Origin of the sequence: Streptomyces spinoverrucosus, from assembly GCF_015712165.1 — a bacterium.
Lineage (GTDB): Bacteria > Actinomycetota > Actinomycetes > Streptomycetales > Streptomycetaceae > Streptomyces > Streptomyces spinoverrucosus_A.
In genome coordinates this window covers 64,648-78,763 of record NZ_JADPZX010000001.1, presented here as the reverse complement: position 1 = coordinate 78,763, position 14,116 = coordinate 64,648, and the positions used below count along the sequence as shown (strand labels likewise).

Annotated in this window: 10 protein-coding genes; 2 read left to right on the top strand and 8 right to left on the bottom strand. The window is 68.3% G+C overall.

Annotated features, from left to right (window positions below; genetic code table 11):
- Window positions 1-153: 153 nt before the first annotated feature.
- The 7 genes from I2W78_RS00380 to I2W78_RS00350 form a co-directional block, all read right to left on the bottom strand.
- A complete protein-coding gene (locus tag I2W78_RS00380) occupies window positions 154-2,775 on the bottom strand; it encodes a LuxR C-terminal-related transcriptional regulator (protein WP_196455907.1) in 2,622 nt (873 codons plus the stop codon).
- A gap of 141 nt (window positions 2,776-2,916) precedes the next feature.
- Window positions 2,917-5,238, bottom strand: coding sequence for a SpoIIE family protein phosphatase (locus I2W78_RS00375; protein ID WP_196455905.1), 2,322 nt, complete (start codon window positions 5,236-5,238; stop codon window positions 2,917-2,919).
- 381 nt (window positions 5,239-5,619) lie between these two features.
- Window positions 5,620-6,315 (bottom strand): epimerase, encoded by a 696-nt coding sequence (locus I2W78_RS00370; protein ID WP_196455903.1) that lies wholly within the window; start codon window positions 6,313-6,315, stop codon window positions 5,620-5,622.
- Between the two features lie 58 nt (window positions 6,316-6,373).
- Complete coding sequence (locus tag I2W78_RS00365; protein ID WP_196455901.1) at window positions 6,374-7,585, bottom strand: low temperature requirement protein A; 1,212 nt, start codon at window positions 7,583-7,585, stop codon at window positions 6,374-6,376.
- A gap of 8 nt (window positions 7,586-7,593) precedes the next feature.
- Window positions 7,594-8,550 carry an SDR family NAD(P)-dependent oxidoreductase gene (locus tag I2W78_RS00360; RefSeq protein WP_196455899.1) on the bottom strand — a complete coding sequence of 319 codons (957 nt, stop codon included), beginning with the start codon at window positions 8,548-8,550 and terminating at the stop codon, window positions 7,594-7,596.
- Between the two features lie 107 nt (window positions 8,551-8,657).
- Window positions 8,658-9,545, bottom strand: a complete 888-nt coding sequence (locus I2W78_RS00355) for an MBL fold metallo-hydrolase (RefSeq protein WP_196455897.1) — start codon at window positions 9,543-9,545, stop codon at window positions 8,658-8,660.
- A gap of 89 nt (window positions 9,546-9,634) precedes the next feature.
- Entirely contained in the window at window positions 9,635-10,618 is a 984-nt protein-coding gene (locus tag I2W78_RS00350; RefSeq protein ID WP_196455895.1) for an aldo/keto reductase, read from the bottom strand.
- A 375-nt stretch (window positions 10,619-10,993) separates the two neighbouring features.
- Between I2W78_RS00350 and I2W78_RS00345 the strand changes: the two genes are divergently transcribed.
- Window positions 10,994-12,673: a discoidin domain-containing protein gene (locus I2W78_RS00345; protein WP_196455893.1), complete on the top strand. Its 1,680-nt coding sequence runs from the start codon at window positions 10,994-10,996 to the stop codon at window positions 12,671-12,673.
- Window positions 12,674-12,729: 56 nt separating this feature from the next.
- On the opposite strand, the gene I2W78_RS00340 is transcribed toward I2W78_RS00345, so the two are convergent.
- A complete protein-coding gene (locus tag I2W78_RS00340) occupies window positions 12,730-13,275 on the bottom strand; it encodes a hypothetical protein (RefSeq protein ID WP_196455891.1) in 546 nt (181 codons plus the stop codon).
- A 142-nt stretch (window positions 13,276-13,417) separates the two neighbouring features.
- Between I2W78_RS00340 and I2W78_RS00335 the strand changes: the two genes are divergently transcribed.
- Entirely contained in the window at window positions 13,418-14,065 is a 648-nt protein-coding gene (locus I2W78_RS00335; protein ID WP_196455889.1) for a TetR/AcrR family transcriptional regulator, read from the top strand.
- Window positions 14,066-14,116 lie beyond the last annotated feature (51 nt).

Below are 14,116 nucleotides of genomic sequence, written 5' to 3'. Positions count from 1 at the left end.
GTCAACTTGCGGAAGACTCGGCCCCGCGTGGCGAAAATTTAAGCAGGCTGCCTGACGTAAATATTAGCAGGCTGCCTGCCTATCGTGGTCGGGCAGTCGCGTGGGCGGGACACGGGTGCGGTGATGCCGGAGCCGGGGCGCCCGGCTCGGGGCTCAGACCCTGCCGGCCGACAGGAGGCGCAGGGCACGGCCGCGCTGCACGGCGGCGGAGCGGTCGGTGACACCGAGCTTGGTGTAGATCTTGCGCATGTGGGTGCTGACGGTGTTCAGCGAGACCGACAGTTCGTCGGCGATCTCCTGCCGTGTGAGGTTGGTCGGCAGGTAGCGCAGCACGCGCAGTTCACTCGGGCTGAGCGGCGCGGCCTGGGCCTGGACCGTGTCGACGGAGACGGCGGCGCCGTGGACGGCTTCGAGGATGCGGGTGATCAGCGCCTGGTGCGCGCTCCCTCCCAGCGGCAGCGTTTCCAGCAGCTCCCACGCACCGGTCATGGCGAAGGGGAGGACCAGTGCGTCCGGCTCGGCGAGTTCGAGTGCCCGCTCGACGGACGCTCCTGCCGCGCGTTCCCCGCCCAACTCACGGTGGGCGAGGGCGTCCAGGAGGTGAGCTTCGATCAGTGTGAGATGAGGGTTTACAGGCGCGGTTCCATCCAGCACGGGTGCGAGCGCGCTCCGGGCACCGGCGGGATCATGCTCAGCCAGACGGAGCGTCGCGAGCGCGTTGCGGATCTCGCCCCTGGCCCGCTGCCGGTCGGTGAGCGCCGCGAGCCCCGCCAGGGCCCGGTCGGACCTCCCGAGTCGGGCCTGCGTCGCGATGGTCCAGGACGCCACCCGGGCCGACAGCGCGTGCTCCCCGACCATCCGGGCGTTGACCTGCGTGGCCGCTTCGAACTCCGCCAACGCCCGGTCGAGGTGACCGCGCGCCGCGTGCATCACGCCGGTGACCAGATGCACCACCAGTCGGATACCTGGTTCGACGCCCGACCGGCCTGCCTGCGTGGCGCGGTCCAACCAGTGTTCGCCGTCGTCGAACTCACCCATCCAGATCTTGGCCCCGGCGAGTGTCGCCAGCGCGGGCGCGATGACGAGCTGGTCGTCCCAGCCATGCCGCGCGGCCACTGCGATCGCCTCCTCGCAGCGTTGCCGGGCCAGGGAGAAGGAGTGGATCGTGGCCGCGAAACCGAGATGGGCAAGGCAGGCGACCTCCAGATAGGGCCGCTCGATGGCACGGGCGAGAGCGGCGCCCTCCTCAAGATGACGCTCGCTGTCGGACAACCGCAGCAACCACGCTTCGGTGACGCCGCGATTGAGCAGCGCGATGGCACGCAGATCGCTCCCGAGGGCGATGTCGGCGTTGGTCCAGCCCGTCGCGGGCGTCGGTAGCGCCTCCAGCTGCTCGAACACGCCGTCGAAATGACCGCGCAGTCGGGCCAGCAGCAACTCAAGGGAGGCGATCGCCACGGTCAGGCGGCCGCAGCGCTCCGGCGGCATGGTCTTGGCATAGTTCCGCGCGATCTCCAGATGGGCGGACGCCTCCTCCAGACGGAGCCGGTCGAGATCGGCGATCGCCTGCGCCAGTGCCAGCTCGCTCTCGTTCGTCCTGGTGGGGAAGGAACGCAGCAGCGCCTGGATGGTGTCCGCCTGGCCGTCGAGTGTCAGGCTCAGGGCATGGTCGGTGAGCAGCTGGGCGGCCTCGGACCAGTCACCCGCGGCCTGCAGATGCCGGACGGCATCGGTGATGCGGGCTCGCTCCGCCAACCAATGAGCGGCGAGTCTGTGCAGGTCAGGTACTTCCTCGGGTTGCGACCGGCGCAGTTCCAGCCTCAGGAGCCCGCCGAACAGGTGGTGGTAGCGGAACCAGCTCCGTTGCGGGTCGAGGGACATGACGAAGGCGTTCGCGTCCTCCAGTTCCAGCAGGATCCGCTCCGAGCCGGTGGAGTCGGTCAACAGATCCGCGAGGTCGCCGTTGACGCGGTCCAGCACTGAAGTGCGCAGCAGCATTCGCTGGACGTCCTTGGGCTGCCGCTCCAGCATTTCGGCCATGAGGTACTCGGCGACCGTGCGCTCGCTGCCCGAGAATTCGGCGACGAAGCGCTCAGGATCCGGGTGGCCGGCAAGGGAGAGTGCCGCGAGCCGCAGGCCGGCGGCCCAGCCCTCGGTCCGTTCATGCAGTGTCGCGGTGAGGTGGTCGGGGAGGTCCAAGCCGGACGCCACGAGCAACGCACGAGTCTCGGCCTCGGTGAAGCGCAGTCGTGGGCCGCGGATCTCGACGAGCTCTCCCGTGAGACGTAGCCGGTGCAGCCCGAGGGGAAGATCGCGGCGGGTGGCGAGGATCGCGTGAGCACGGCGGGGCAGGTGGGTCAGGAGCGACCCAAGTTGTTCCAGGGTGTCCGGCGAACTGAGCCAATGAAGATCGTCGATGATCAGCGTTACGGGATCGTCGGTCGCGGCGAGCTCTGAGAGCACCCGGTCCACCATGGCAGTGCCGTCGAAGTCCGGCGACGCAGCCGGCGGCTCCGCCCCCTCGTCCAGAGCACCACGGATCGCGCCGATCAGATCGAGCCAGAACAACTGCGCGTCGTTCTGGCCGCCCCGGACCGAGACGAACGCGATGCGGCGCTGCTGACCCGACTGAGCGGCCCAGGCACGCAACACAGACGTTTTCCCGCTGCCCGCGGGCGCCGAGATGATCGTCACTCGCTGCCGTGCGGCGAGATCCAGGGTCGCGACCAAGTCGTGCCGATCGATCAGCCCGACTCCACCCGGCACATCGGCCATGGCGCTCTCTCCTCCAGGCGAGCACTACCGTAATTCACGGAGATCACTCGAATCCAGCGACGACACCTCACCCGCGAGGCCAGACCCGGCAGGCCCGACGGCGGCCGCCAGGCCCTGCCCGCCGGCAGAACCAAGGACGCGTCAGCCGCGCAGGTGCTCGGCACCTTCGGCGCCGTTGGCAGAGACCTCGGTCCAGATCGTCTTGCCTGGTGGCGAGTAGCGAGTCCCCCAGCGCTGGGTCAGCTGCGCGACCAGGAACAGGCCCCGGCCTCCCTCGTCTTCGGCCGCTGCCTGCCGTAGGTGGGGGGAGGTGAGGCCGCCGTCCGAGACCTCGATGATGAGGCTGTGCATGCGGATGAGTCGAAGTCGGACCGGGGCACCGCCATACCGGATGGCATTGGTGACCAGTTCGCTGACGACGAGCTCGGCGACGAAGCGGGCGGCCTCGTCGATACCCCACTCGAGCAATTGGTCGCCGGCCAGTGATCGGGCCCGGGCGACTTCCCCGGCTTCTGTGTCAAGGTCCCATGTCGCCACCAGGTCTTCGGCAAGAGCATCGGCGCGGATCAGCATGAGGGCCGCGTCGTCCTCGGGCGCCTGGGGCAGCAGTGTGCGGACGACGGCGTCGCAGGTCTCGTCCAGCGGGCCGTCCACGGGCCGCGAAAGCGCGCCGCAGAGGGCGTGTATCCCGGCGTCGATATCCTCTGTGCGGTTCTCGACGAGTCCGTCGGTGAACAAGGCGAGCACGCTCCTCTCGGGCAATTCGATGTCGGTGCTTTCGAAGGGCAGACCACCCACGCCCAGCGGTGGTCCCGCGGGAAGATCGACCAGTTCGGCGTTTCCGTCGGCAGTGGCCAGCACCGGAGGCACGTGGCCTGCGCGAGCCATGACGCAGTGCCGGGAGATCGGATCGTAGATCGCGTACAGACAGGTCACGCCCAGTGCCTGGTCTTCGTCCTCGAAGTCCGTCGGCTGTGGGTTACCGACGCGGGTGACCACGTTGTCCAGGCGGGCGAGCAGTTCGTCCGGCGCGAGGTCGAGGGCTGCGAGCGCGGCGACCGTTGTGCGGAGGCGCCCCATGGTTGCGGCCGCCCGCATACCGTGCCCCACGACATCTCCCACTACCAGTCCTACGCGTGTTCCCGAGAGCGGGATCAGGTCGTACCAGTCCCCTCCGACGCCGACGGGGCCCGCTGCGGGCAGGTACCGGTACCCGACTTCAATACCGTGCGGCGGGAGGAGAGCGCGGGGAAGAAGATCATGTTGCAACGTCAGGGCAGTCGCGCGCTCGAGGACGTAACGGCGGACGTTGTCCACGCAGATCGCAGTACGGGAGACAAGTTCATCGGCGAGAGCGATCTCCTCACGGTCGAAAGGGGTGCGGGATTCGTCCCGCACAAAGGTGGCCACGCCCAGGACAACCCCGCGGGCCTGCAAGGGAACGATGAGTGTGCCGGCGGCCGGATCGGCGACCGCTGCCGCGTCCCTCAGGCAGCTCAGGCGCTCGGCGGCAAGGCCATCGGCTTCCACGTTGCCCAGGGCCGTCGGGTCGGAAGGAGGCGCTACCCGGCGCAGTACGGGGGGCACGTTACGGCCGGGAACCGGCTCGGGCTCATGTCCGTTCAGTACCGGTTCCAGCAGGTCCACGGTAGCGACGTCCGCGAATTCGGGGACCACGAGCTCTACCAAGTAACCCGCGGTGTGCCGGATGTCGAGGCTCCTGACGATGCTTCCGCTCGCGCGGCTCAGTAGCGCCAGGCGCTGCTGAGCCAGATGTCTGTCGGTGACGTTGACGCTGGTCTCGCACACCCCGACCGGCTCTCCGCTGTCGTCTTGCAGCCTGAAGAACGAGCAGGACCACGCCTCCTGACGAGACGGGACGAGGCGCGTACGAGCCTCATAGCGGAGATCGACTGCGGGTTCTCCGGTCCGTACGACCTGTTGAACGATCTCTTCCACGGCCATCGGGAGCAGGCCGTCTTCGTTGAACAGTCGGCCCTCAGGAACGAGGTCGCTTGCGTATCTTCCGCAGCACTCCGCGAGCGTCATCCCGAACTGCTTCTCCGTGGCGCTGTTGAACCAGCGGACCCTGCCGGAGGTGTCGTAGAGGATCAGTAGAAGGGGTGACTGGCTTTTGATCCCGGTGAGCATGGCGTGCTCGACGGATTGTCGGTGCAACAGCTCCGCGTCCGTCACCGTGACACACCATGCTGCCCCGTCCTTGCTGTGGGACAGCGGGCTGGCGGACAGGGCCACGGACACCTGATCGCCGCTACGGTGGCGCACCGAGCACACCACGGGCTTCTGCGGCAGGCTGTCGCCGGTGATGCGGGGACGGGTGCCGGTCGGGGCTCCCAAGATCAGGCCGGCAGGTTGACCCAGAACCTCGGCTGGGCGGTAGCCCAGCATTTTCTCGGCCTCCGGGCTCCATCCGATGAACCGCATGTCGGTGTCCAGCACCATGGTCGCGTTACCGGCCGGTGGCGGCGGCTGGAGGAACGCCCTGGCCTGAGCCTGTGATCCCGGGTCTTGGGAGCTGAAGCGACTCATGGTCGTTCCGGTGTAATGGTCGTTCCGGTGGAGGTGAGATACGCACTTTCGCCCGCTGGCCGGGAGGACCGCGGTGTCGTGGCCGGCGACGAGGACGCCGGGACGCCGGACCGGCTGACCGCCGCAGCCCACAGCCATCACGCGCTACAGCGCCAATATACACCTGTCAATTAGATTCGGGTCGCGTGACTGTCCACCCCGTTGCGTGGAGCTCCGGACCTGCCCACGAGCGGTGCCCATGGGAGTGTGACGCCAGCCCGTGCCGGCCGTGACCGCCCAAGGCCGTCGCCCGGGTCAGGCTGACTTTGTCGCGGAGGCCCCGCTCTCACCGCCCAGGCGGTTGATGTCCCGGCTGTACAGGATCCGCTGCTCGACCACTCCGGGTCGGGTGACGGCGAGCATGGCACGGCCGATGTGCTCGGTGGTCGTCGTGTGCCCGGGGGAGAGACGGTGCAGCAGTGGGTAGAGCCATGAGGTGAGGGTGTAGAGGACGCGGTACGACGGTGTCCTGGAAACCGCTCCGTTGCGGGGGTGGATGTAGCCGGGACGGAACATGTACGCGTTCATCGGCATGGCCAGCAGGGCGTTCTCGGTGCGGCCCTTGACGCGGGCCCACATGACCCGGCCCTGTTCGCTGCTGTCGGTGCCCTCTCCCGAGACGTACGTGAAGGTCACTGCCGGGTTGGACGCGGCGACGGCACGTGCGGCGGCGAGCGTGTAGTCGTAGGTGATGCGGGTGTACTCGGCCTCGCCGCGGCCGGCGGAGGAGACGCCGAGACAGTAGAAGCAGGCGTCCTGACCGGCCAGTTGCCCGGTGATGGGGGACAGGTCAGTGAAGTCCTGGTGGATGACTTCCTGCAGCTTGGGATGGCTGATGCCGAGCGGGCTGCGGGCGACCACCTGGACCCGCGTGACAGCTGGGTCGAGGAGACAGGCGCGCAGTACGCCGTGTCCGATCATGCCGGACGCGCCGAAGACAGTGACGTTCACAGACGGGCTCCAGGTAGAGGTAGTGGGAGGGTGCTGGGTTCTGTAGCTGAGCAGGCGGTCATGCCGCGGCCGATTCCGCCTGAGTGAGACGGTGTGCTATGGCGAACATCCATGGGATTCCGAGAAGAAGGACGAGCGCGAGCCCCAATATCAGAGGCGCCGGACGCGCGGCGCCGAGAGCCAGGGCCACGAGGGACGAGGCGACGCTGAGGTAGGCAAGCGGCCGGTAGAGCCCGCGGTCGCGTTCCCAGACTTTCAGGCTTGTCGCCAGGAGCATCGTCGTGCACAGCACCACGCCGACGCCCACGCAGAGGACCCAGGCCGTCGCGGGGGGCGTCCGGTCGTCGTGCGCGTGCTCGACGAGCGTGACCATCGCGGCCCCCATCGCGGTCACGGCTGCCGTGAGGGGCAGATGCAGGATCATCCACTGCACGGTGGCCACGCGAGTTCGCCTGGGCTGACGGTGACCGGCGAAGTCGAAGTACGTCCACCATGCGCCGAAACCGACCACGACGGCGACAAGCCCGACCGCGATCCCCATGACGCTGGTCGGCACCTCGGCCAGTCCGTCGACCACGCCCAGGACGGTTTCGCCCAGCACGATGATGAGGAGCAGCCCGAATCGCTCGGTCAGGGCGTCCGTGACGGTGAGGGCAGCCGCCTGGGCCGGAGGAACTTTGGCTATGACGGCCGCGAACCCGAGAAGGTAGGCGACGGCCAGCAGCGCCCACGCCAGCACACGATCTTCCGCAGGGAGGAAGGCGCTCCCCGCGAGGACGACCGCGCAGGCGGCCGTCGCGGTTACGTACATCCGGCTGGACGTGCGAAATTCGACCGGGCCTCCGCGTCCGGCAAGGAACCAGACCAATGCCAGTACGGCGAAAAGAACTCCCGCACTGACGGCGAAGGCGCCTCCTCGTTCGCCGCCGGCCTCGGGGATGAACGCTCCGAGAGGGACGAGAACAAGGATCTGCAGCAGGAACATGATCCGGCCCCGGGCGTCGTCGTAACCATGCAGGTCATGGTGCAGCGTGCCGTTGAGCCAGGCGATCCACACCAGGGCGAACACCGTGGCGAACTCGCCCAGCCCGTGCCAGGTGAGGTGTCCGGCGAAGTGGTGAGCGGCCTGGCCGACCAGCACGACCACGATCAGGTCGTAGAACAACTCCAAGGGCCCGACCACCCGGTGCTGCGGCTGTTGTCCGTGGGCGCGTGGAGGCTGCCACAGCTGTCGGCGCAGCCGGGCCCAGGCTTCATGCTGTGAGGACATGCCGGCGGCTACCGGACGAGGGCGTCGGACACGGCCCACAGCCGGGCCGCGTTGTCCGGGTCGAGTGCGTAGCGTGCGACTCCGCTGACAGCGCCGGCGCGTTGGGCGACCGGCGCGGCCTGCGCGCAGTCCTCGAAGTAGCGGCCGGTTACGCCGTCCACTGTCGGTGAGGCCGCCAGCAGCACCGAGGTGGCTGCTCCCTGCTGGACGGTCTTCTGCGGTGGCAGTGCCAGCCCGGTGGTGTCGGCGAAAGCGGAGAGCTGTTCGCCGGTCATGTGCCGGGCCAGGGAAGTACCTGCCACGTTGCCCGGCATCAGCGCGTTGGCGGTGATGCCGTCGTCGGCCCATCGCTGGGCGGCCTCGACGGCGAACAGGACGTTGGCGGTCTTCGACTGCCCGTAGGAGGTCCATGGGTCGTAGGGGCGGAACCGGTAGGCGAGGTCGTCGAAGACGACCGGTGAGAAGAGGTGTCCGATGGAACTCACCGACACCAGCCGGGCGCCCTCTGCGGCCGCGAGTGTCGCGTGCAGCCCTACGGCGAGGGCGAAATGGCCGAGGTGGTTGACGGCGAACTGGGTTTCCTGGCCGTCCGGGGTGCGGGTGAGGTCCGGAAGGGCCATCACCCCGGCATTGCAGACCAGGATGTGCAGCGGGCCCGTCCAGTCGGCCACGAACGCCGAGACTGTCGACCGGTCGGCCAGGTCGAGCTGCGCCACCGTGAACTTTCCCGAGGTCGGCGGCAGTTCTGCCTCAAGGCGCGCGGCCGCGCGTGCGCCCGCTGTAGTGTCCCGCACGGCCAGGGTGACGTCGGCGCCCGCCGATGCCAGCGCCCGGGCCGTCTCCACTCCGATTCCGGAACTGGCTCCGGTCACCACGGCCCGGCGGCCGTGCAGGTCGACACCGTCGACGACTTCGGCGGCGGTTGTGTTTGCCCCGAACATACGAGGCGTCTGCGGCACGGACATGACGTGGGGACTCCTGACTTGGTCACGCCGGGGCTTCGACCCGCGCTCGTGTGCTGATCGCGGTCGGCGCCGCCGGCTCTGAAGAATGGGGGCGGCCCTGGGCCGAGTTACCGCGAGGGCGGCACGTCGCCGACAGGCGTCCACACGTGCGCGTCGCCCACCGACGTGACACGCCCGAACACACCGCCGGTGAAGTGCCCGGCTGCGATGACGGTGTCCGGCCGCTTGAGCACACGGTCGCGTACCGCTCGGGCCTGGTCCGGAGCGACATCGGAGGAGAACACCAGGGCAGGGTCGGGGATCTGCGCCGGAGAGTGAAGGATGTCTCCCGCGATGTAGACCGATTCGCTGCTGACGCCCGACGGGTCCGAGACGACGATCGCCAGGTGCCCGGGGGTGTGCCCCGGCGTGGCCTCGACGGTGACGCCGGGCGCGATCGCGTCGCCGCTCTTGACGAACTCCACGACGCCGTCGAGTGGTTTGAGCACAGCCTCGGCATCCGGGCCGCCCATTTCACCGGTCCGCGTCGACCAGTACTGCCACTCGTCCTCCGACATGAGATGGCGGGCACGGCCGAAGGTGAGGCCGGTGGGCGACTTTGCCGCGGGCGCGTTCGGGAGCGGCGCGACGTCGCTGGTCCAGCCGACGTGATCGAGGTGCAGGTGGGTGTAGACCACCGTATCGATGTCGCCGGCTGACAGCCCTTCCGCGGCGAGGCTCCGCAGAAGGGCACCGCTCTTGAGCTGAGCGACGCCGGGCACGTCCACGTCGATCTTGCCCGCGGCGAGATCCACAAGGATCTTCCGGTCTCCCGCGCGTATCAGGAAGGACCCGAACGACAGGACGAGGCGGCCGTCTTCGAGGTGGCCGGGCCGCGTCGTCCAGTCCACTCCCGGGAACAGGACGTCGGGATTGTGGGCGCCGTATCCATCGGGAACATAGGTGATCGTCGTTGCGCCGACAGTGATTCGGGATCGGTTGGCCAGGTGGGGCATGGCCCGTCCTTTCGTACGACAGCCTGAGCCGCGATATTTCGAGAGCTTTGGGCCCGCGGTGAACGTGGGGCCGAGGTGCGGGCCGGTTCTCAGCCGTTGAGCGTGCCCATGAACTCGGGCGCGTAGCGGTCACCGGAGACCACGCCATGCGGCGCGACCGCCTCGATCGCGGCGATGTCCTCGGCGGTGAGGGTCACCGCGGTCGCGGCGACGTTCTCCTCCAGATAGGGGCGGCGCTTGGTGCCAGGAATCCCGACGGCGCCTTGCTGCTGAACCCAGGCGAGCGCCAGCTGAGAGGGAGTGATGTCCTTGGCGGACGCGAGACGGCGGACTTCGCGGACGACGTCCAGGTTGCGGCCGAAGTTCTCGCCCTGGAACCGGGGGTCGGTCCGGCGCCAGTCGTCTGCGGCGAAGTCGTCCGGGCTGGTGATCGCGCCCGACAGGAATCCGCGGCCCAGCGGGGAGTAGGCAACCAGGCCGATCCCCAACTCCTTCAGGGTGGAAAGGACTTGGTCCTGCTCGATGCCGCGCTCGAAGAGCGAGTACTCGGTCTGCACCGCGGTCAGAGGGTGCACGGCATGCGCACGCCGGATCGTGCTCGCGGACGCCTCGCACACACCGATGTGGCGCACCTTGCCCTCGGTGACCAACTCGGCCAGCGCGCCGACGGTCTCCTCGACGGGCACCTTCGGATCGATCCGGTGCAGGTAGTACAGGTCGACATACTCCATGCCCAGATGCCGCAGCGAACGCTCCAGCGCCCGGCGCACATACTCCGGCCGGCCGTTGAGATCGCCCATCTGACCGTCGTCGCTGATCTCGACGCCCGTCTTGGTGGCCACGACTGCGGCCTCCCGGCGGCCTGCCAGCGCCTTGCCGAGCAGTTGCTCGTTGACGAAGGGGCCGTAACTCTCAGCTGTGTCCAGCAGGGTGACACCCAGCTCCAGCGCACGGTCGATGGTGGCGAGCGACTCGGCCTCGTCCGCGGTGCCGTAGAAGACGCTCATTCCCATGCAGCCAAGACCCTGCACGCCGACGGTCAGGCCCTGGCTGCCCAGTGCTCGTTGTTCCATGACTGCTCCTGCTAATGGCTAAACCATCTATTTGACATCTGTATATTAGCATTGCATTGGCGTGGTGACCGTTCGGTCGGTGGGTGTTCGTTCAGGTCCTGAAACATCCATTTCCGGATGTCGCGCGGGGGGAGTCGGGACGCCGCTTCGCGCCCATCCGCCATGAGCCCCAGAATCCGATTGCGCCTTGCGCGAAGGGTGGCGTGCGTCCTGTTTGGTCGCCGACCGTGATGTCGCCCAGGCGCGAGCTGCCGAGCCCCCTGGTCGCGCGGTAGGTGAGCGGACGGTGGGTCACCTATGGCTTGCCGCGCGACGGCCGAGGCAGTATACACCTGTCAAATAGTTGTCGCTCGAAGACGAGGGACATGAGGAGGCATGCGCGTGCCGGAACCAGGCCACGGCGATCCAGCCACCGATCGGCTGCGGTCAGTGGAGACTCTCCCCGACGCCGATCTTGTCGAGCGCATGCGTGGACGGGTTGCGGTCGCGATGCCGGCGGCCCAGGAGTTCCGCCGCCGTCACTTTCCCGCCGTACTGGCCTACGCCCGACTGTGCAGTCGGAGTTCCGGCGCGGCCGCCGAACTGGCCGCCCGGGCCTTCACGTTGGCAATCCGCGGGATACGCCGCGGTATCAACGCACCGGGAGCCTGGCGCCACCGACTGCTTGTCCTGGTCCAGCAGAGCGCCGTGAGCTGGTCCTCGGACAGCAGACGCGGCCAGCTCGCTCCCGGCCTCGTCGCCTGCATCGAGGCAGCCGGCAGCCCGCTCCGCATCCGACCGCTGCGGCGGCCCATCGGCACGCGACCGCAGGACGCTGCCATGCTCGAGGCCTTCCACAGCCTGCCCGAGCGGACCCGGGGCGTTTTGTGGCATGCCCTGATCGAGGACGAGTCCGACGCCGAGGTCGCTGTCCTGCTGGGTGTGGAGGCGAGCGCGGTGGACATGCTGCGGGCATCGGCTCACAAGGCGATTCGCAGGGCCTACCTGAACGCCCACCTGAAACGGAACGGCAGCCAGACGTGCGGGCGCTTCCAACGTCTCATCGAAGCCGCCACAGAACCAGGTGACCTGCGCCGCAGTCTGGATCTGGAACAGCACATGAGTGTCTGTTCCTGCTGCACCCTGGCAGTGGCCCAGTTGTTTCGGGTGAATCAGGATCCGCGCGGCGCCCTGGCCGACGCCCTTCTCGGGTGGGGCAGCGCGGCCTACCTCGCCACCGCTCCCACCCACGTACGGCCCGAGTGTCAGACGCCTCGTTCCGATGCCGTGACAGCGCCTGCGGCGATGACCGCCGCTCTTCCCGCTGCCGCACACTCGCCGAGACTTGAGCGTCGGACAGCGGCCCCGGTACGGCGTGGCCGGCGGGTGGTGAGCGCCGTCGCGGTCGTTGCGGCTGTCGTCGCAGCCGGGGTCGCCGTGCTGCCGGACGACAACCGCCAACCCGATCAGATCGCCCAGCCCGTTCAGCCGCCCCGCATGACGGTGGCGATCACGTCGTTGCCGACCACGCGCGCCACCAGTACCCCCTCCTCCCACCCCAGTACCACCGCATCCAGCACACCCATACCCACACCCACATCCACACCGACGTCGCAGCACCCGTCCCCGTCCTTCAGCCCGCGCCCTCGGAGCGACGTGAACCTGGCGATCCACAAGACGGCGACGGGCAGCAGCCACACGCAGACCTACGTCCCTTCCAACGCGGTGGACGGAGACGTGAGGACCTACTGGGAGAGCGCCAACCACTCATTTCCACAGTGGTTCGAGATAGACCTCGGCTCTGCCGCCGACGTCCGCCGACTGGTGATGGCTCTGCCGCCGCTGGCGGACTGGAACGCACGCCGGCAGACCGTCGCCGTTGAAGGGAGCGCGAACGGTCACGAGTGGCGGACTGTCGCCCCGGCGACCCCGCACTTCTTCGACGCTGCGCAGGGGAACACGGTGACCGTTCCCTTGGCTCCACAGACCCGCCTGCGCTACCTGAGGCTGACCTTCACGGCCAATACTGGCTGGCCGGCGGCGCAGCTTTCCGAACTGCAACTCTTCACTTCCTGACATGCCCACCCCTCGGGTCAACCGTCCGAGGCCGTGGGCAGCGGCCGAGACTGTGATCAGGGCGTTTGTTCTGTATGGCTACGGCCCACAGGGCGGTGGGCGGAGGCGTTTTCCCGTAGCGGGCCGAGCGGTTCGTCCGGCCGCCGAGGGTGGAGCTGAGCTCCTTGCCCACTGCCGTCCGGGCCGGAAGGCCGGGGGATCAGGTGGCCGTCCTCGTAGCTGACGCCGCACCCTGAGCCACGCCACCGACCGTCCGCCGTGACGAGACAGGCGTTGCAGAGCTCGGCCGCGCTCATGGGGTGAAACCATCCGGCCGCGATGAACCACCCGCGTACCGCGTAGGTGCCGCTACCGCTGGGGCCGTAGGTGCTGGCGATGACTTCCCCTGGCACGCCCCAGATGGCCTCGGCCAGCACATCGCCGAACTCGCCTGACGGCACAGCGGGCGTGACCCCGGCCGGGACTTCGACCACGGCCCTCGCGCTGAGTGCGTTCGGGCTGTCGTCCGGCTGGGCCGTGATGACGATGTGGTGGATTCCGGGGCCAAGGGCGGCGGTGAGTGCGCGGTAGGCGCCGGTGACTTGCCAGCGTCTGCTGGGCATGAGGGGGTCCCTTGGTACCGCGTCCGGTGCAGCTATGGCACACAGCGCGCGCCTGTCGAGCAGCTCACGCTACTATTTGACAGGTGTATAAAATCATTGGTCTCCGTCTGGCGCAACAATGGATGTGGTGTACAACAACGAGATGCTTCTCGAGCTGGGGCACAGTGCCCGCCGTACTCGACAGGAGGGCAGCACCCTGAACGACCGGATCGACCCCCGCATCACCCGGACGACCCAGGCCCTGGAACGGGCCATCGTGGAACTTGCTTCTGAGCGGCCGGTTTCCCAAATCACCGTCGCGGAACTGGCCGACCGCGCCGGCATCACCCGAGCGACCTTCTACAACCGATACAGCACCCCGCTGGACCTCCTGGTCAGCGTTCTCTACGCCGACCTGGACCGCGGTCACCGCCTGGAGGCCGAGAGGGCACAGGAAGGGCGCTCGGCTGTGGAACTGCTGCGCTTGACCACTGCGGAGGTGGGCGACCACGTCGAGCGGTTCGGGCCGGTCTACCGGCGCTCCCTCGGCGATCCGTCCGACAGCGGCGTCTACGAGGCGCTCGTACGCCACTTCCGCAACTACGCCCTGACGTTCATGACGCACAGCAACCTCCCGGAGCTTCCCGACGCCAGCCGCAACGTCATCGCTCAGTTCATGGCTCACGGCTTCGCCGGAGTCATCAAGGCATGGCTCAACGACACGTCGTTCACGAAGGACGACATGGTCGATGCGGCCGTAGCATGCGCTCCTGCGTGGTGGGCGCCCGGCTACCTGCCCGGCACACCATGATTTCCCCGGATCAGGGGAGGGCGCGGGGTGCGGTTCGAGGTTCGGGTCGGG

Coding starts and splice junctions, on each gene's coding strand:
- I2W78_RS00345 (WP_196455893.1), top strand. CDS start 10,994: ATGCGCGTGCCGGAACCAGGCCACGGCGATCCAGCCACCGATCGGCTG.
- I2W78_RS00355 (WP_196455897.1), bottom strand. CDS start 9,545: ATGCCCCACCTGGCCAACCGATCCCGAATCACTGTCGGCGCAACGACG.
- I2W78_RS00365 (WP_196455901.1), bottom strand. CDS start 7,585: ATGTCCTCACAGCATGAAGCCTGGGCCCGGCTGCGCCGACAGCTGTGG.
- I2W78_RS00380 (WP_196455907.1), bottom strand. CDS start 2,775: ATGGCCGATGTGCCGGGTGGAGTCGGGCTGATCGATCGGCACGACTTG.
- I2W78_RS00360 (WP_196455899.1), bottom strand. CDS start 8,550: ATGTCCGTGCCGCAGACGCCTCGTATGTTCGGGGCAAACACAACCGCC.
- I2W78_RS00350 (WP_196455895.1), bottom strand. CDS start 10,618: ATGGAACAACGAGCACTGGGCAGCCAGGGCCTGACCGTCGGCGTGCAG.
- I2W78_RS00375 (WP_196455905.1), bottom strand. CDS start 5,238: ATGGTGCTGGACACCGACATGCGGTTCATCGGATGGAGCCCGGAGGCC.
- I2W78_RS00335 (WP_196455889.1), top strand. CDS start 13,418: ATGCTTCTCGAGCTGGGGCACAGTGCCCGCCGTACTCGACAGGAGGGC.
- I2W78_RS00340 (WP_196455891.1), bottom strand. CDS start 13,275: ATGCCCAGCAGACGCTGGCAAGTCACCGGCGCCTACCGCGCACTCACC.